This is a genomic window from Gloeomargarita sp., assembly GCF_053491055.1.
Genome location: NZ_JBRCEP010000068.1, coordinates 1 through 17,177, shown reverse-complemented (window position 1 = coordinate 17,177; position 17,177 = coordinate 1). Strand labels below are relative to the sequence as shown.

The window sequence follows — 17,177 nt, the reverse complement described above, 5'->3', positions numbered from 1 at the left end:
ACATTTTATCTCAGCTTGGCCGAACGTCCAGTCTCTAGGAACGCCGCTTGGTAGTATGGAGAAACGCCCCTCCCTGCCGCCCTAACTGTATTCCCATTGGTGCGATGATGCGTCCCATGTCCATTACCGTATCCTTACCCGAGCGCAGTTATCCCATTTGGATCATCCGTGATGGTCTGAAACGGGCGGGGGAATTGCTCACCGAAATTGGCCTTACAGGAAAGGTGTTAATTGTCTCCAACCCGGTGATTTTTCGACACTATGGGGAGGCGTTATCCACTGCGTTAAACACCGCCGGTTTTACGGTGGCATCCTGTCTGTTACCCGCGGGCGAACGGTACAAAACGCTCAAAACCGTAGCGCGAATTTATGACCATTGTGCCCAGCATCGTTTAGAACGTCGTTCCACCCTCATTGCCCTAGGTGGTGGGGTCATTGGTGATATGGTCGGCTTTGCCGCCGCTACCTGGTTACGGGGGATTCATTTTGTGCAAATTCCCACCAGTTTGTTGGCGATGGTGGATGCAGCCATTGGTGGGAAAACAGGGGTGAATCACCCTCAAGGCAAAAATTTAATCGGGGCATTTTATCAACCCCAAGCGGTACTCATTGACCCCAACGTATTGCAAACGCTACCGGTGCGGGAATACCGTTCGGGCATGGCAGAAGTGATTAAGTATGGCGTGATTTGGGAACCAGAATTATTTACCTTATTAGAAGCCCAACCCCGGCTGTCTGAGTACCGCTTTTTATCCCCGGAAATTCTGACCAAAATTCTCTATTTTTCCTGCCAAACCAAAGCGACGATTGTCAGCCAAGACGAACGGGAAGCGGGCCTACGTTCCTTGCTCAATTACGGCCATACGATTGGGCATGGGATTGAAACCGTAACTGGCTATCGTCAGTACACCCACGGGGAAGCTGTTGCTTTGGGTATGCTTGCCGCCGGGGATATAGCCGTGCAGATGGGCTGGTGGTCAGACAGCGAACAACAACGGCAAAAGCAACTCATTTGCAAGGTCAAATTACCCACGCAACTCAGACCCGATATTGACCTCGCAGCGATTAAAAATGCTTTGCATTGGGATAAAAAAGTTGAGAAGGGAACCATACGCTTTATTTTGCCCCAAAAAATTGGTCAAGCAGCAATGACCAACCAAGTGCCCCCGGAAGTCGTTCACTACGCCCTCACCCGCTTGGTTGCGCCATAGTTACGTCCCCGCCAAGTTTTGGGACGGGTTACAGAGGATAAAATAATACGCATTACTGCCAAACTATCGGCCAAAGGGGACAACCAAAACAGCCAACTGTGGCGGTTCCAACCCGCATACACTGGACGAATGGCAAACAACATTCCCCAGCGGACGAGAACCAAAAATAAATTCACCCCAAAGAGGGTTTGATTGACCGGATTGGTAGGTAGAAATAAGCTGGTGATACACAACCAAATCGGTAACCCCTGCACACTCAATAAAAACCAATGGTCTCCCCACAATTGAGCGGTAGAAGTTGCATCTTTCAAATCGAGAGAGCGTCCCCATTCCCGCCACGTTTCTCCAAACCCCTCATACATCCGCACCTGCAACACCCGTGACCCATCCAAAAAGCCGACTTTATAGCCCTGTTGTGCCACATGGCGCACCCACGTCACATCATCACAAAACGAAGATTTGGCCGTGGCATAACCCTGCATTTGTTCCAAAACCGCCCGGCGCACCAAACAACATTGCCCATTGGCCATTAGCCGTTCTGCAGCCGATGGATTTACCCCCGTTGCCCCGAATCGGTAAATCAAGGTCATGAGCAAAGCCGGTTGCAGCCACCATTCCCCCGGATATTTGAGAATGAATTGGGGAGAAAGTGTGATTACATCATAGTTTTCTTGTATGGCCAATTGCAGTAAAGCAGGCACCAGGCCAATTTGGGGACGAGTATCCGCATCCAGATTCAAAATCCAGGGACTCGCAGGGGAACTTTGCCGCCAGCCCCAGTCCAAGGCCCAAGGCCGTCCCACCCAATCTGCGGGCAAGGGGGGGTCAGACAGCAGGCGAATGCGCGGGTCGTGGGTTTGCTGAGCCGCCACCAATTCCCGCGTGCCATCCTGGGACTGGCTATCCACCACCAAAATTTCCCGGACGCTGTAGCCCTGGCGTTGCACCCCCGTCAAACAGGGCCCCAAACGCCGTACTTCGTTCAACGTGGGAATCACCACACTCACCTGCCCCAAATAAGCGGGAATTTCCGCAGCAGGTAAAAGGGGACTTGGGCGTTTAATGCCCGGTAATAGCCGTGCCAAAAGCAACGCCACCGCAGGTAATTGCAATAGCAAAAGCATCAAACCCATGGGCTGGTTTGCCTCATTTTTCAGTCCCGTAAACCGGGATTAATTGGTTGCAACACGAAAATTGTATCTTAGCCATAATCGTTTCAGTCCCGTAAACCGGGATTAATTGATTGCAACCCCCTACCCCTTGAAACTCCCACACTGCGGGAGGCCTGCAACCATTTTTGGCAAACCCCCAGCATCAACCCCATTTTGTTAGTACAATAAATGTACACTATCGGGATTGCAGAAGACAAAAGCCTTGATTTTTCCAGGTTCTGGCGGTTTTGGCAAACCCCCAGCGCTTTTTAACCCCGCTTCGGTTTGCCAAGTTCCTGTTTTTACGTTAGTACAAAAATATCTCAAAATAAATGCCTGTGACCATCCCCCCACCCTGAACCGCAGCGCCTGAAAATTTGCTAAAGTTTGATCGTTGTTTCGCGTTTTTGGCTAATTTTCTAGCTTGGCTGTCCCTAACCTGGTTGCGGATCAGGTGGGCAAAATGGACATGTTTGGAGGTTGGGGCCATGTCTGGGGGGAGTCTATCATTTTGGATGACCTGGGTGTTGGGGCCGGGGATTGCTTTTATGATCGTGGCGTTTGTGGTGCGGATTGTGTTGACCTGGTATCCCCAAATTCCCCTGCAACGCTGGCCGCAGGCACTGATCTATTGGCCGACAGAACCGTTTTTGGCGCCGACCCGCCGTTTGGTGCCGCCTTTGGGGGGAGTGGACATGACGCCGGTGATTTGGGTGGCAATTTTCAGTTTGGTGCGGGAACTTTTGCTCGGTCAGCAGGGAATTCTCACGCTGCTTGTGCAGGCGCCACCAGGGCCAAGTTGACCCCGAATTTGGGTGCATCAGGAACGAGAGTTCGCGTTTCCACCCATCGCTTTTTGAAAGGCTGAACGTTCTTGGCAGCGTTGGACATAGGCGTTGAGGGCAGGATAGGGCTGCAAATTGATGCCAAACATTTGTACTGCAAATCCCAAAATGGAGGCGAACGCCACATCCGCAACCGTGAACGTGGCGCCGGTGATGTAGGCCTGATCCTGCAAGATTTGCTCTAGGGGGGGAAGCAATTTGCCCAATTCCTGCTCGCGCTTGTCTGGCTGGGCCAGGGCTTGGACCAAGGTGGAATTACTGAATAAAATCCACTGGTACACCAGCGCCCGCTGCCCCACTGCCGTCGGCAATTGCCCGTATTTATCCGCCAAATACAGCAAAATGGCGCCGGATTCCCACACCACCGTCTCCCCGTCCACCAAGGCGGGCACTTTGCCCATCGGGTTGATCGCCAAGTATTCGGGTTGGCGATGCGCTCCGGCTGCCATGTCCAGCCGTACAAATTCGTAGGGAACCGCCAGCTCCTCCAAATACCAAGCGACAATCGCCGCCCGTGAGCGGGTTCCCCCGTACAGCTTCAGCATCCCGGCCAACTACTTGTACAACGCCAAACCCAGCCGCACGGCCATCGCCAGGGGCAACAACGCCACCACCAGCGCCACAAATACTTGGGTATCCGACAGTCCCATATGCACCGCCTCCGCAACAACAACTCCTCTCCTACCCTACTTTGCCGGAAAAGCGCACCGCTGACACCAATCTGTTACATTATGAAATACTGCGCCAAAGGAATCCATGCTTGACCAGCTCATCGAACTGCCTCAACAATTTGGGTTACAGACCCTCGTGGTCATTGGCATTTTAGTGTTACTCGAAGCAATCCTTTCGGCGGATAATGCCATTGCTTTGGCAGCAATTGTCCAGGGCTTACATGACCCGAAACTGGAACAAAAAGCACTGAATTGGGGCCTGGCTTTGGCGTTTTTGTTACGCATTCTGCTGATTTTGACGGCAACCTGGGTCTTGAGATTTCCTCTGGTTTCGGTGGCCGGGGGATTGTATTTGCTCTGGTTGGCGGTCAACTATGTCCGCACGCGGGGACAAGCGACAAATGATAGGGAATTGCCTCACCTGCCCCCGGCGCAGTCGATTTGGCAGGTGGTGCCGACCTTGGCCTTTACCGATTTGGCCTTCTCTTTAGATAGCATTACGACGGCAATTGCGGTGGCGGAAGAAACCTGGCTGGTGTTGCTCGGTGGGGTGATCGGGATTATGGCGCTGCGATTTTTGGCCGGTTTGTTTATCCGCTGGTTGGAAATTTATACCCATCTCCAGGATGCGGGTTATGCAACGGTGGTTTTGGTGGGGTTGCGGTTATTGCTCAAAGCCGTCCACCCGGAATGGATTCCCCCCGAATGGGTGACTACCAGTGTTATTGTGTTGTTGTTTGTGTGGGGATTTTCTAAGAGGAATCCCGAAGTGCCCCTGTCTTCTTGAGCCTGTTTCCGCCTGCGATGGCTGTGGATGGGCCAGTGCCCCGTTATTTGGCGAAATTAGCGGCACATCTCTGGCCGGATGACCCCCAGGCGCAAGGGGCCTTTACCGGGGCTTTGCAGACACCGCCTGCGCCGACGCCGGCCATTCTCTGGTGCCGGGAGCGCCCGGAACCGCCGCCTTTTCCGGTTTTGCCGCCCTATTCTTGGCAACCTGTTTGGGTGGACCGGCTGCCTCCCCAGGTGCAACCCGGTCGTCATCCCTACCATGCCCAGGGGTACTACTACTGTCTGGATATGTCCTCGGTGTTTGCCGGGGCGGTGTTGGGGGCCATTCCCATTCCTGCGCCGGTGGTGGTGGATGTGTGTGCCGCGCCGGGGGGCAAGGCGTTGCTGGCCTGGCGGTATTTGCAACCGCGGCTGCTGCTGGTCAATGAACCGATTGGCAAACGGCTGGGGATGTTGATTAGCAATCTGCACCGCTGTCGGGTGGCGGGGCTGGTGTTGTGTCAAGACAGTCAGCAACTGGCCCACCATTTGGCCCATACCGCCGATGTGGTGGTGGTGGATGCCCCCTGCTCCGGCCAATCCCTGCTGGCCAAGGGGGAAAAAAATCCCGGCTGTTTCCATCCCCTGACCATTCGCAAAAATGCCAACCGGCAACGGCGGATTTTGGCCAATGCCCTGCGTCTGGTCAAACCGGGGGGGTATTTGGCCTATATGACCTGCACCTATAGCCCGGAAGAGAACGAGGAGAATTGCCGTTGGCTTATGGCACACCATCCCCATGTACAACCGGTGGCCGTGCCGCCGTTGCAATCTGCCCAGTCCCATCTGGCCGACTTTCCCTGCTATCGGTGCTGGCCGCACACCGGGGTGGGGGCAGGGGCGTTTACCTGTTTGTGGCAGGTTCAGCACGAAGGGGCCGCGGCGGAACTCCCCTGGGCGTGGTTGGCGCAGGTGACGGTTGCACGTCCGGCCTCGGCAAACCATAAATAATTGCATCAAATTGCATCAATAATTGCATCCAAGGGTGCGAATGTTCTCGGCGTGTGGTAGGGTTCAAAATGATTCCCTCGATGGCTAGGTTGATGAGCGCAGTCCCCAGCATTTCTCCCCGGCAGATGAATCTCCTGCGGGTGGTGGCCGCTCTGGCTTGGAGCGATGGCGAACTTTCCCCGGAAGAAAACGCCCTGATGCTTGAGCGTTTCGCCCAGTTGTTTGCCCAGAATGAAACCCAACAGGCCCAACTGCGCCAGGAATTGCAGGAGTACGTCACCCAAAATATTCCCCTGGAAGAACTGGTGCCCAAATTGCAAACCGAAACGGAAAAGTTTCTGGTGTTGCAACTGGGTTATGCGGTGATCCAAGCCAGTCGGCGCGCCCCTGATGAACCGCTCGTCAATGCGGAGGAAAAGGCCGCCTATGCCAAGTTAATCTCCCTGTTGCAGATTCCTGCTGAACAGGTGGCTGCCCTGGAGGCGGAAATGGCTGCCCAACTGCACAACCGGACGGTGGTGGAGGCGGTGGCGGACAAGCTACAGCACCACTTCCAAAGTCATCCCTAATCGGGGCGCCGGGTTGTCGGTTACAATAGGGGCAAATCAGGGCTTGGCTATGCTCTCCGATGCGCCCAACCGTCCGCGCAGTGCGGAGTTAGGTTTTTCGCCTCACCAATTGCCGCCCCAAAATGTCGCCGCGGAGGAGGCCATTTTAGGGGGCATTCTGCTGGACCCGGAGGCCATTGGCCGCATTACCCATCTGCTGAAGCCGGAATTTTTTTATATCCAATCCCACCAGGACATTTACCGCGCCGCCTTGAGTTTGCATATGCAGGGCAAACCCACGGATATGACGGCGGTGGCTGCCTGGTTGCAGGACCAGGGATTGCTAGAAAAGGTGGGGGGGCCGGCGAAACTGGTGCAGTTGGTCGAACAGGTGGTCAGCGCGGTCAACATAGACCAGTACGCGGCGCTGGTGGCGGATAAATACCTGCGGCGACAGCTTATCCAAGCGGGGCAGGATATTCTCCGGCTGGGGTACGAAACCACCTTGCCGATTGAGCAGGTGTTGGACCAGGCAGAACAGCATATTTTTGCCATCTGTCAAAGCCAGCCCCGCCAGGAACTGGTTTCGACTGCCGAAATGGTCAGCACCATCTGGCACGAAATCGAGCAGCGTTCCGAGGATATGTCACCGCCGGGGATTACCAGCGGGTTTTACGACCTGGATGCCCTCACGCAGGGGTTTCAACGCTCGGATTTGATCATCGTCGCCGGTCGTCCCTCGATGGGGAAAACCTCTTTTTGTCTGAATATCGCCCGCAACATCGCCGCCACCCACCGCTTGCCCGTGGCCCTCTTTAGTTTGGAGATGTCGAAAGAACAATTGGTGTACCGGCTGTTGGCCAGCGAAGCCCGCATCGAAAGCACCCGTTTGCGCAGCGGACGCATCGCCGAACAGGAATGGCCGCACCTGAACCAGGCCATCAGCAACCTGGCGCAACTCCCCATTTTCATTGACGACTCGGCCAGCGCCACCCTGATGGAAATCCGCTCCAAAAGCCGCCGCCTGCAGGCCGAACAGGGCAGTTTGGGGTTGGTTTTGATTGATTACCTGCAACTGATGGAAAGCGGCACCCCCAGCGACAACCGGGTGCTGGAACTATCCCGCATGACCCGCGGTCTCAAAGCCCTGGCGCGGGAACTCCATGTGCCGGTGATTGTCCTATCTCAGTTGAGCCGGGGCGTCGAACATCGCACCAACAAACGCCCTATGCTCTCCGATTTGCGCGAAAGTGGCAGTATTGAACAGGATGCGGACGTGGTGATTATGTTGTACCGCGATGAGTACTACCATCCCGACACGCCGGAGCGGGGCATTGCCGAGGTGATCATTGCCAAACACCGCAACGGCCCCACCGGGGTTGCCAAAATGCTTTTCGATGCCAATTTCACCCAATTTCGCAATTTGAAACACTAAGCCGGAGGGTTGAGATAGCGCTGCGCCGCTGCCATTGCGCCGAGAAGTCCGACCCGTGGATTGGTCACCAAAAAGACGGGAATATGGGCCAGCAACGGCCCCATACGTCCCTTATCCAAAAAAGCGCGCAGGAATCCTCCTTGTTGAAACCGTGTCACCAGTCGGGGGGCAATGCCACCGGCAAGATAAATGCCCCCACGCGCCAGGAGTTTTAGGGCCAGGTTGCCCGCTTCACTGCCGTAATTGGCAATGAACATATCCACGGCTTGGCTGCATAAAGGGTCATGCACATTCTGCGTAATTAAAGCGGGATTTTGCGCGGCCAGCAGCTCCGGTTTGGCCTGTTCGGGAAACACCTGCGCCAAATAGTTGTAAATGTTACATAGCCCTGGCCCGGAAACCACCCGCTCCACCGACACCCGCCCAAATTTGGCTTGTAAATACTTCCACAACCCCAATTCCCGGTCATTGCGGGGTGCAAAATCCGTATGCCCCCCCTCCGAAGGCCACACCCGGTATTTTTGCCCGTCCCAGGTGAGGAAACATTCGCCTAACCCGGTGCCTGCCGCCACCACCCCAATCGGCGCCTGGGGAACCACCCTGCCTGCCTGCAACACCACCCAATCCTCCGGCTGTAGGCACTGCAAGCCGTAGCCCACCGCCTCTAGGTCGTTGATGAAATGTACACAGGGCACGCCGAGCTGCGCCGCCAATTCCGCGCCGCTCACCTGCCAACCCCGGTTGGTCAAGTTCATACAATTGTCCATCACCGGCCCGGCCACGGCCAAACAGGCTAGGTCGGGGGAAGCAGAGGCTTGCTGCAAAAATTCCTGACCAATGGCGCCCAAATCCGGGTAGTCATCGTTGTGGTAGGTGCGCGCGTGCAGGACTTGGGGCGGGTCCGTTAGACGTAGCAATTCCAGACGGCTATGGGTGCCGCCAATATCCCCCACCAGGACAATCGGGCCGTCCATAGCGCTTGCCCCCTTGCCTCACGGTTGATTATGCCATTGATGCAACCCTGGCAACAGGCACAACCGCTACGCCTTTTTCCGCGATGATAGAGGAAACAACCTAGGCGGCAGCGGGTATGGCAATGCTTGCAGGGCAGACGGTATTGGTCACAGGCGCCAGTAGCGGCATCGGGTTGGCATGCGCCCGGGCGTTAGCTCCCTTGGGCGTGCGGCTGCTGCTGGTGGCACGGCGGTACGAGCGGTTGGCGGCTTTGGCGCAAGAATTACGGTCGCAGTACAAAACCCCCTGTTTCCCCCAAGCCCTGGATGTGCGGAACCGCCTGGAAGTGCAGACCTGGTTTGCGCAGTTACCCCCTGACTGGCAATGTATTGATGTTGTGATTAATAATGCGGGACTGAGCCGGGGGTTGGACAAACTCCAAGACGGCAATATTGATGACTGGGAAGAGATGATTGACACCAATCTCAAAGGCTTGCTCTACGTGACCCGGATGGTGCTACCGGGCATGATCCAACGGGGGCGGGGTCATGTGGTGAACATTGCTTCCATTGCCGGACTGGCCGCCTATCCGGGGGGCAATGTGTACTGTGCGACCAAGGCCGCCGTGCGCATTTTGGGAGATGCCCTGAAACAGGATTTGTTGGGGACACCGGTGCGGGTGACGACCATCAACCCCGGTCTGGTGAATACGGAATTTTCACCCGTGCGGTTTCGGGGGGACACCGAGCGCGCCAAGCAGGTTTATCGGGGGTTAACTCCCTTAACCGGACAGGACGTGGCGGAGACGGTGGTGTTTTGCCTGACCCGTCCCCCCCACGTCAACATCCAAGAACTCACCCTACTGCCCACCGACCAGGCCAACGCCCTCTTGGTGCATCGTCGAGAATAACACCGGCGGCGGGTTTATCGGTTGTGCCACCACCGGAGTTTGCCATTGGGCCGCCATCAGGGTTGTGGCGGGATTCGACCAATCGCTCAAGCTGCGGGGATAAATACCCACCCACAGCACCGGCACCAGCAAACTCAGGGCGATGAACAATTCGCGGGGGTTGGCATCCGTACCGGCCCAGACCGCCGTCCCCGGCAGCCCGTAAAACACCCGCCGCAGGGCATCCAGCAGATACATGGGCGTAAGAATCAGCCCCACCGCCCCCACACTGACCACCACCCCTTTGAACAGGGCATTGTAGGGAGCATCCACCAACCCCAAAAACACCGACAGTTCGCTGATAAAGCCACTCATCCCCGGCAGGGCCAAAGACGCAAAACTGGCCGCCGTAAACAGGGCAAAAATCCGGGGAGCCGTGCGCGCCAACCCCCCCAACTGCCCCATGTCCAGGGTATGCGTCCGTTCGTAGGCCACCCCTGCCAGGAAAAACAACACAGCGGCAATCAGCCCGTGGGACACCATTTGCAACATTGCCCCCTGCAACCCCCAGTTATGCAGGCTTCCCAACCCCACCAACACAAACCCCATGTGGGAAATCGAGGAATAGGCCAACCGTTTTTTCAGATGGGTTTGGCTATAGGCCGTCAACGCCCCATAAATAATGTTCACCACCCCCAGCACCACCAACACCGGCGCCAACACCTGATGGGCATGCGGCAACATCTGCCCATTCACCCGCAGCAACCCATAGCCCCCCAACTTCAACAGCACCCCCGCCAACACCATCGACACCGGCGCCGCAGCCTCACTGTGGGCAAAGGGCAGCCACGTATGCAGGGGAAATACGGGCAACTTCACCCCAAAAGCCACCAAAAACGCCAGATAAGCAAACATCTCCAGCCCTAGGGGCCAGGACCGTTCCTGCCAAACCGCCATATCCCAGGTAAACGGACGCTCGGCCAACGCCAAAGCCAACCCCCCCACCACAATCAACACCGAACCCAGCGCCGTGTACAGGATGAATTTGGTCGCCGCATACTGCCGCTGTGCCCCCCCCCAAATGGCAATCAACAGATACACCGGCACCAACTCCAACTCCCACATCAGGAAAAACAGCAGCACATCCTTGGCCGCAAACACCCCCAACTGCGCCCCATACAGCACCAACATCAGGGCATAGAACAAACGGGGACGGTGTTCCACCCGCCACGCCGCCGCCATTGCCAACGTCGTCACCAACGCCCCCAACACCAGCAACGGCAGAGACAACCCGTCCACCGCCACCGCCCAATGCCAACCCAACTGGGGCAACCACACCCATTGCTCCACCAACTGATACCCCGGGAGCGCCGGGTCATAGCCCTGCCACAACCCCGTCACCAACCAAGCAAAATCCCACAAGCCCACCCCCAGCGCATACCAACGCACCGTGCGCCCCGATTTGGCGGGCAAAAAAGGTATCGCCAGCGCCGCCCCCAGCGGAACCAGCACCGCCACCGTCAGCCAAGGAATCTGCATGTCCATTAGGAATAAATACCTAGAAGTGATTTGTTAAGCATTGTAACGGGTGGGAACCGCCACAACACAACTGCATCTATGGATAGAATTAATAAAAAATTGAGTAAACATAAGGAAAGTAAATAAAAGCGTTGTTTAGCCGGTGGGGGTACGGGGGTGGATAAGCCCCGCACGGTACCTGCAAGGTCAGTGTCGGGATACAGATACCCCCGTGTGGTAAAATCAGGCCGGTTATACAAAACGGCGTTGCCGGAATCTGGTATGGCTACGCGGAGGGGCATCCCGTGTCTGCGATACGCAGAGGGTTCTTGCGGAAGCTCCCCGGTCGCGTCAGCGGGACGGAGTCCTTTGAAGCGTATTGAAGCCCGCTCTCTGGCTGTAGGACGTTAGCAAAGCGTGGCGGAGCCATGAGACGGGAGTATGTCACCAACCCTTAGCCAACCAACTTTGGCAGCAGGATGGCTACTATTGATTACAGACCTCCCGGCTCTGGAACGTTCCCCGATAAAATGCTGCAGCACCGACTTGCTGTCTCATCAAAAGCTCAATTTCTTAGGCTGAAGGGTTCAAAGATGGGTAAAGGCACAAAAAGAGGGATCACAATATTCTAAACCTCTGTAAATCAAAATGCGAAATAACGATGGAATTAAATTCTTTTCCGGGGATTGTCAAAGTTTTATGCAAAGAGCTGCCAACAAAGTTCCGTCTGATTTACCGCCATTTTAGACAAGGGAATTAACAGTTTAAGAAACCTATTTTACCTAGTAATGTTGCATCTGAAACAAAAGTTCATAAATTTGGGTCAGGCAAAATGCTTAATAAAAAACTCTTCATCAAACTCTTCATCAAATGAGAATTCAGCTCCTCCATAAGGATGCTTTGTATCATGAAAAACCCGCAAAATCTGAAAATTCACCACTTCGGTTTACTCCCATCTTTTGCATCAATAGAGGTACCCCTAAGGCTACCAAGGCACAACCGAGGATGGGGTGGTTAATTATAAAGAATTTTATACGACGGTTTCATGATTTACCGGTAGGAGATATACAATCAATCACCGCAGCAGTTATTTTCCGCTCTCGCCAATGAGTTTGCTAGATGTTGCCACTGCACCCTAAAATAGCAGAAAAATTTTTCTCGTCTCCTTACGCAACGACTTCTGGGTTACTGCCATTTTACGCGACGATGGTACAGCACGAACTGCCAGAGCGGCGCTTCCAGCGGCAAATCTTTGCGATAAACTCAATGCAGGTTGGTTTGGCGCAATGTCTCCATGGATGATGGTCAGGGGAGGATGCGGGTGGCACGGTTGGCTTGGGTGGGTGGGTGGAAACACCGGTGATGCGTGAACCCCTCCCGGAAGAGCGCCCGCGGTTTGGGCGGGTCATTACGGCGATGGTCACCCCGTTTACCCCGGACGGGCAGGTGAATTACCCCCTGGCGGAACGGCTGGCGGATCACCTGGTGGCGCACGGGAGTGATGGACTGGTCGTGGCAGGTACGACGGGCGAGTCCCCGACGCTCACCTGGGAAGAGGAGTACGAGTTGTTCCGGGTGGTCAAGGCGGCGGTGGGCAACCGAGCGCAGGTATTGGCAGGCACAGGCGCCAACAGTACCCAGGAAGCAGTGGCAGCCACACGCAAAGCGGCGCAATTGGGCCTCGATGGGAGTTTGCAGGTGGTTCCCTACTACAACAAACCGCCCCAGGCAGGTTTGCTGGCCCACTTTCGGACCATTGCCCAGGCCGTGCCGGATTTGCCCCTGATGCTGTACAACATTCCCGGACGCACGGGGGTCAATCTCTTGCCGGAAACAGTGGCGGAGTTGGCGGCCAAACAAGCAAATATCGTGGCGATCAAAGAGGCCAGTGGCCATTTAGAACAGGTGGCCCAGTTACGGCAGTTGGCGCCGGGGGTGGCGATTTATTCGGGGGACGACAGCCTGACGTTGCCCTTGCTGGCGCTGGGGGCGGTGGGGGTCGTGAGTGTGGCCAGCCATCTGGTGGGGGTGGACATCCAAAACATGGTGCAGGCATTTTTCCAAGGACAACTGGAACGGGCGCAATCCCTGTACAATAGGATGTACCCCCTCTTCAAAGCCCTGTTTACGACCACCAACCCGATTCCCATCAAGCGGGCTTTGGAATTGGCTGGGTGGCCGGTGGGGACACCGCGGTTACCGCTGGTGGCTGCTTCCCCAGAAATCGATCAGGTTTTACGCCCGGTGATGCAGGATTTGCACCTGTTGGCTTAAAAGTTTCCCTCCGACCAGGGGTGAACCGTGCTCACATGTCCTGTTGTTTTATGTCAAGGAGCCTATGACGAAAACCCGTTCTCAGACCCATGCCGCCCTGAAGATCATTCCTTTGGGGGGTCTGCACGAAATCGGCAAAAATACCTGTGTGTTTGAAATGAATGACGAAATTCTCCTATTGGATGCCGGGCTGGCGTTTCCCACCGAGGGCATGCACGGGGTACAGGTGGTCTTGCCGGATTTGACCTACCTGCGGGAAAATCGCCACAAAATCAAGGGCATGGTCATTACCCACGGCCATGAGGATCACATTGGCGGGATTCCCTTCCATCTGCAACAGTTGGACATTCCCATCATGTATGGCCCCCGCTTGGCGATTGCCCTGTTGCAGGCCAAGTTGGAAGAAGCGGGGGTGGCCCATCGCACCAAACTCCACCCGGTCGGCCCCCGCGATTTTGTGCGGGTTGGCAACTCGTTTTTGGTGGAATTTATTCGCAATACCCACTCGATTGCCGATAGTTTTTCGGTGGCCCTGCATACGCCGGTGGGGGTGGTGATTCACACGGGGGATTTCAAGATTGACCATACGCCCATTGATGGGGAGCGGTTTGACCTGCAACGGCTGGCAGAGCATGGGGAAAAAGGGGTGCTCTGTCTGATGAGCGATTCTACCAATGCGGAGTTGCCTGGGTTTACCCCCTCGGAACGGGCGGTAATTCCGGCCTTGGACCGGGCGTTTGCGGAGGCCCCCGGTCGGTTGTTGATCACTACGTTTGCCTCTTCGGTGCACCGGCTGAATATCATTCTGCAGTTGGCGCAAAAACACAACCGCAAGGTGTCGGTGCTGGGGCGTTCGATGTTGAATGTGATTGCCCATGCCCGCACGTTGGGGTATATCCAATGTCCTGATGATTTACTGCAACCGATGCATGTAATCCGCCAGTTGCCTGATGAGCAGGTGGTGATTTTGACCACCGGGTCGCAGGGAGAGCCATTGTCGGCCCTGACCCGGATTGCCAATCGGGAGCACAAGGAGATTCAGATTCGCCCGACGGATACGGTGGTGTTTTCGGCTAACCCCATCCCCGGCAACACGCTGGCGGTGGTGAGCACGATTGACAAGCTGATGGCCCAGGGGGCGAAGGTCATCTACGGCAAGGACCGGGGGATTCACGTGTCCGGGCATGGGAGTCAAGAGGACCAGAAACTGATGTTGGCCCTGACGAAACCCAAGTTTTTTGTGCCGATCCACGGGGAGCACCGGATGTTGGTCAAGCACAGCGAGACGGCGCAGGCTTTGGGGATACCGGCGGAAAATATTGTGATTGTGGATAACGGGGATGTGATCGAGCTGACGCCGGACCGGATTCAGGTGGTGGGTCGGGTCAAGGCCGGGATCGAGCTGGTGGATGCCTCCGGCGAGGGGGTCGTTGACGGCAAGGTGCTCAAGGAACGGCAGCAGTTGGCAGACGAAGGGGTCGTGACGGTGGCGGCTACCTTGGATGGGCAAGGGCAACTGGTGGCGAACCCGGAACTGCATGTGCGGGGGGTGGTGACGAGCGTGTCCCTAGCAACCCTGCGGCAGTTGGTGCAGGAAACCCTGGCGCAAACGGTGCAGGAGCGCTGGTCGGAGTTTGCCGTCAACGGTACGGATGTGGACTGGGCAGGGCTGAAAGAGGCGATGGAGGCGGCCTTGCAGCGGTTGATCCGTCGGGAACTCAAAAGCCAGCCGTTGCTGATTTTCCTGTTGCAGACCACGGCAGCCAGTGCGACGCCTCCGGCGGAGGAAGCCAATCGCCGCACCCGCAAACGGCGGAGCGAGGTGGCAACGGTGTGACTCCCATGCGGCGGACATTTGCCAACCGGGACGACCTGATTGCCTACGTCACCCAGGCGTTTCCGGAGGCAGGGGGTCCTGTGAGCGAAACGGTGGGGGGACGCCGGGCAGCTTTGCACCTCCTGGCGCAACTGCAACCCCACCGCTACGGTGACACCCGTAATTATCTGGATGGGGCGGTCACCCGCCTATCGCCCTACATCCGGCATGGCGTCCTCACCCTAGCGGAAGTGCGGGACCATCTCCGGTCCCAGGGCTACCCCTGGTCGGTAGTAGAACCCCTGGTGCGGCAGTTGGCCTGGCGGGACTATTGGCAGACTTTGTATGAACAGTGGGGCGAGGGCATCTGGCAGGACCGGGAACCCTACAAAACCGGTTGGACGGCGGCGGACTATGCGGATGAGTTGCCTGCCGATGTGGTCCACGGAACCACGGGTTTACCTTGTATGGACAGTTTTAGTCAGGCGTTACAGACGACCGGTTATCTGCACAACCACGCCCGGCTGTGGTTAGCGGCTTACCTCATTCACTGGCGCCGGGTCAAATGGCAGGCAGGGGCGGCCTGGTTTCTGATGCACCTATTAGATGGCGACCCGGCAAGCAATAATCTCTCCTGGCAGTGGGTGGCCAGCACCTTTAGCGCCAAACCCTACTATTTCAACCAGGAGAATTTAGCCCGTTATACCCATCACCGCTGGTGTCGGTCCTGCCCGCACCGAGACAACACCTGTCCCTTTTTGGGAAGTTACGAACAATTGCACATGCGCCTATTTCCCCATGCCGAATTGCCCCAGTCCAGTTCTCGTTTGGGTACACGGCGATAGCCTGAGTCCAACCAATCCGGCGCTTCTGGCTTACCCGGATGCCCCGGCTGTGTGGGTGTGGGATGAGGAGTTGTTGCGCCAATGGCAAATCAGCCGCAAGCGGATTGTTTTTATCTATGAATGTTTATTAGAATTGCCGGTAGAAATTCGCCGGGGCAATGTGGTGCAGGAATTGACCCAAGCCATGCACGAACAGGGGGCAAAACAACTGGTCACCACCCATAGTCCCAGCCCTCGGTTTAAGCAAATCGTGCAGGCCTTATCCCGGCAATTTACCCTGGAAATCCTGCCTATTCCACCCCTGGTTCCGCCCCAAAAATACGTGGACTTAAGACGGTTTTCCCGCTACTGGAAAGCGGTCGAAACATCCATTTATCCCCACTAATTTGGGTCAACGGCCATGCGTTTTGATGTGGTCACGCTCTTTCCCGAATTTTTCACCAGCCCTCTGGCGCAAGGTTTGGTGGGCAAAGCCCTTGCCAAGGGCATCGGTACGGTCGTGTACACCAATCCCCGCCACTTTACCACCGACAAACATCAGCGGGTGGACGATGAACCCTACGGGGGTGGCGTGGGCATGATCTTGAAACCGGAACCCATTTTTGCCGCGGTGGAATCCTTACCCCGTTTGGAACCGCGGGAGGTGATTCTCCTGACGCCCCAGGGGGAGCGCCTGACCCAATCCCACTTCAAAAACTGGGCAGCCAACTATCAGCAATTGGTGTTGATTTGTGGTGCCTACGAGGGCTTTGACGAACGAATTCGCTATTTGGCTGACCGGGAAATTTCGCTAGGGGATTTTGTGTTGACCAGTGGTGAAATTCCTGCCCTAGCCATCATCAATGGGGTGATGCGTTTGTTGCCTGGAACTTTGGGCAACGCCGCCTCTTTACTGTCCGAAAGTTTCAACGAATCCCTCTTGGAATACCCCCAGTACACCCGCCCGGCAGAATTTCGGGGCTGGCAGGTACCCGAAGTCCTGCGCTCCGGCAACCATCAGGCCATTGCTGCCTGGCGCGCCGCCCAACAACGGGAACGCACGCAGCGCCGTCGCCCCGATTTACAATCCTCCAGCTCCAGTGATTAAAAATGTTGAATTATAGTCAAGCAGGGTAAGGTCGTCATATTATAGGATAGATGCTGTGGAGGAAAGCGATGGCAAGACCATACAGTTACGATTTGCGTCAAAAAGCAGTCGCAGCAGTCTTAAAGGGGGCAAAACTAGTTGAGGTTAGTGA

Annotated in this window: 17 protein-coding genes; 12 read left to right on the top strand and 5 right to left on the bottom strand. The window is 56.1% G+C overall.

The genetic code is table 11. The features are described from left to right. The first annotated feature begins 116 nt into the window (after positions 1–116). Positions 117–1,211: a 3-dehydroquinate synthase gene (aroB, locus tag ACWISF_RS07475; RefSeq protein ID WP_448380955.1), complete on the top strand. Its 1,095-nt coding sequence runs from the start codon at positions 117–119 to the stop codon at positions 1,209–1,211. On the opposite strand, the gene ACWISF_RS07470 is transcribed toward aroB, so the two are convergent. Next, positions 1,181–2,344, bottom strand: coding sequence for a glycosyltransferase (locus ACWISF_RS07470; protein ID WP_448380954.1), 1,164 nt, complete (start codon positions 2,342–2,344; stop codon positions 1,181–1,183). The genes aroB and ACWISF_RS07470 overlap by 31 nt on opposite strands. Before the next feature lie 506 nt (positions 2,345–2,850). On the opposite strand from ACWISF_RS07470, the gene ACWISF_RS07465 reads away from it, so the two are divergent. Next, on the top strand, positions 2,851–3,165 hold the full coding sequence (locus ACWISF_RS07465; protein ID WP_448380953.1) for a YggT family protein: 315 nt from the start codon (positions 2,851–2,853) through the stop codon (positions 3,163–3,165). Between the two features lie 17 nt (positions 3,166–3,182). Here ACWISF_RS07465 and ACWISF_RS07460 read toward each other — a convergent pair whose 3' ends face one another. Beyond that, positions 3,183–3,752 carry a glutathione S-transferase family protein gene (locus tag ACWISF_RS07460; RefSeq protein WP_448380952.1) on the bottom strand — a complete coding sequence of 190 codons (570 nt, stop codon included), beginning with the start codon at positions 3,750–3,752 and terminating at the stop codon, positions 3,183–3,185. Between the two features lie 9 nt (positions 3,753–3,761). Continuing rightward, positions 3,762–3,857, bottom strand: coding sequence for a photosystem I reaction center subunit XII (gene psaM / locus ACWISF_RS07455; protein WP_448380951.1), 96 nt, complete (start codon positions 3,855–3,857; stop codon positions 3,762–3,764). 106 nt (positions 3,858–3,963) lie between these two features. Between psaM and ACWISF_RS07450 the strand changes: the two genes are divergently transcribed. The 4 genes from ACWISF_RS07450 (at position 3,964) to dnaB (ending at position 7,643) form a co-directional block, all read left to right on the top strand. Further along, the gene (locus ACWISF_RS07450) at positions 3,964–4,665 is read left to right on the top strand and encodes a TerC family protein (RefSeq protein WP_448380950.1); all 702 of its coding nucleotides are present in this window, start codon (positions 3,964–3,966) and stop codon (positions 4,663–4,665) included. Positions 4,666–4,682: 17 nt separating this feature from the next. Continuing rightward, positions 4,683–5,660 carry an RsmB/NOP family class I SAM-dependent RNA methyltransferase gene (locus ACWISF_RS07445; protein WP_448380982.1) on the top strand — a complete coding sequence of 326 codons (978 nt, stop codon included), beginning with the start codon at positions 4,683–4,685 and terminating at the stop codon, positions 5,658–5,660. 92 nt (positions 5,661–5,752) lie between these two features. Continuing rightward, the gene (locus ACWISF_RS07440) at positions 5,753–6,229 is read left to right on the top strand and encodes a tellurite resistance TerB family protein (protein WP_448380949.1); all 477 of its coding nucleotides are present in this window, start codon (positions 5,753–5,755) and stop codon (positions 6,227–6,229) included. A 49-nt stretch (positions 6,230–6,278) separates the two neighbouring features. Then, complete coding sequence (gene dnaB / locus ACWISF_RS07435) at positions 6,279–7,643, top strand: replicative DNA helicase (protein WP_448380948.1); 1,365 nt, start codon at positions 6,279–6,281, stop codon at positions 7,641–7,643. On the opposite strand, the gene ACWISF_RS07430 is transcribed toward dnaB, so the two are convergent. After that, a complete protein-coding gene (locus ACWISF_RS07430) occupies positions 7,640–8,617 on the bottom strand; it encodes a glucokinase (RefSeq protein WP_448380947.1) in 978 nt (325 codons plus the stop codon). The genes dnaB and ACWISF_RS07430 overlap by 4 nt on opposite strands. A gap of 116 nt (positions 8,618–8,733) precedes the next feature. Between ACWISF_RS07430 and ACWISF_RS07425 the strand changes: the two genes are divergently transcribed. Then, a complete protein-coding gene (locus tag ACWISF_RS07425; RefSeq protein WP_448380946.1) occupies positions 8,734–9,507 on the top strand; it encodes an SDR family NAD(P)-dependent oxidoreductase in 774 nt (257 codons plus the stop codon). On the opposite strand, the gene ACWISF_RS07420 is transcribed toward ACWISF_RS07425, so the two are convergent. Further along, positions 9,457–11,031: an NAD(P)H-quinone oxidoreductase subunit 4 gene (locus ACWISF_RS07420; RefSeq protein WP_448380945.1), complete on the bottom strand. Its 1,575-nt coding sequence runs from the start codon at positions 11,029–11,031 to the stop codon at positions 9,457–9,459. The genes ACWISF_RS07425 and ACWISF_RS07420 overlap by 51 nt on opposite strands. Positions 11,032–12,366: 1,335 nt before the next feature. Between ACWISF_RS07420 and dapA the strand changes: the two genes are divergently transcribed. From dapA to trmD, 5 genes are all read left to right on the top strand, one after another. Further along, positions 12,367–13,278 (top strand): 4-hydroxy-tetrahydrodipicolinate synthase, encoded by a 912-nt coding sequence (gene dapA, locus ACWISF_RS07415; protein WP_448380944.1) that lies wholly within the window; start codon positions 12,367–12,369, stop codon positions 13,276–13,278. 64 nt (positions 13,279–13,342) lie between these two features. After that, on the top strand, positions 13,343–15,115 hold the full coding sequence (locus tag ACWISF_RS07410; RefSeq protein ID WP_448380943.1) for a ribonuclease J: 1,773 nt from the start codon (positions 13,343–13,345) through the stop codon (positions 15,113–15,115). A gap of 5 nt (positions 15,116–15,120) precedes the next feature. Next, positions 15,121–15,939 carry an FAD-binding domain-containing protein gene (locus tag ACWISF_RS07405; protein WP_448380942.1) on the top strand — a complete coding sequence of 273 codons (819 nt, stop codon included), beginning with the start codon at positions 15,121–15,123 and terminating at the stop codon, positions 15,937–15,939. Between the two features lie 49 nt (positions 15,940–15,988). Next, complete coding sequence (locus ACWISF_RS07400) at positions 15,989–16,324, top strand: hypothetical protein (protein WP_448380941.1); 336 nt, start codon at positions 15,989–15,991, stop codon at positions 16,322–16,324. 15 nt (positions 16,325–16,339) lie between these two features. Then, complete coding sequence (gene trmD, locus ACWISF_RS07395) at positions 16,340–17,026, top strand: tRNA (guanosine(37)-N1)-methyltransferase TrmD (protein ID WP_448380940.1); 687 nt, start codon at positions 16,340–16,342, stop codon at positions 17,024–17,026. The last annotated feature ends 151 nt before the right edge of the window (positions 17,027–17,177 follow it).

Coding starts and splice junctions, on each gene's coding strand:
- aroB (WP_448380955.1), top strand. CDS start 117: ATGTCCATTACCGTATCCTTACCCGAGCGCAGTTATCCCATTTGGATC.
- ACWISF_RS07470 (WP_448380954.1), bottom strand. CDS start 2,344: ATGGGTTTGATGCTTTTGCTATTGCAATTACCTGCGGTGGCGTTGCTT.
- ACWISF_RS07465 (WP_448380953.1), top strand. CDS start 2,851: ATGTCTGGGGGGAGTCTATCATTTTGGATGACCTGGGTGTTGGGGCCG.
- ACWISF_RS07460 (WP_448380952.1), bottom strand. CDS start 3,752: ATGCTGAAGCTGTACGGGGGAACCCGCTCACGGGCGGCGATTGTCGCT.
- psaM (WP_448380951.1), bottom strand. CDS start 3,857: ATGGGACTGTCGGATACCCAAGTATTTGTGGCGCTGGTGGTGGCGTTG.
- ACWISF_RS07450 (WP_448380950.1), top strand. CDS start 3,964: ATGCTTGACCAGCTCATCGAACTGCCTCAACAATTTGGGTTACAGACC.
- ACWISF_RS07445 (WP_448380982.1), top strand. CDS start 4,683: ATGGCTGTGGATGGGCCAGTGCCCCGTTATTTGGCGAAATTAGCGGCA.
- ACWISF_RS07440 (WP_448380949.1), top strand. CDS start 5,753: ATGAGCGCAGTCCCCAGCATTTCTCCCCGGCAGATGAATCTCCTGCGG.
- dnaB (WP_448380948.1), top strand. CDS start 6,279: ATGCTCTCCGATGCGCCCAACCGTCCGCGCAGTGCGGAGTTAGGTTTT.
- ACWISF_RS07430 (WP_448380947.1), bottom strand. CDS start 8,617: ATGGACGGCCCGATTGTCCTGGTGGGGGATATTGGCGGCACCCATAGC.
- ACWISF_RS07425 (WP_448380946.1), top strand. CDS start 8,734: ATGGCAATGCTTGCAGGGCAGACGGTATTGGTCACAGGCGCCAGTAGC.
- ACWISF_RS07420 (WP_448380945.1), bottom strand. CDS start 11,031: ATGGACATGCAGATTCCTTGGCTGACGGTGGCGGTGCTGGTTCCGCTG.
- dapA (WP_448380944.1), top strand. CDS start 12,367: ATGCGTGAACCCCTCCCGGAAGAGCGCCCGCGGTTTGGGCGGGTCATT.
- ACWISF_RS07410 (WP_448380943.1), top strand. CDS start 13,343: ATGACGAAAACCCGTTCTCAGACCCATGCCGCCCTGAAGATCATTCCT.
- ACWISF_RS07405 (WP_448380942.1), top strand. CDS start 15,121: ATGCGGCGGACATTTGCCAACCGGGACGACCTGATTGCCTACGTCACC.
- trmD (WP_448380940.1), top strand. CDS start 16,340: ATGCGTTTTGATGTGGTCACGCTCTTTCCCGAATTTTTCACCAGCCCT.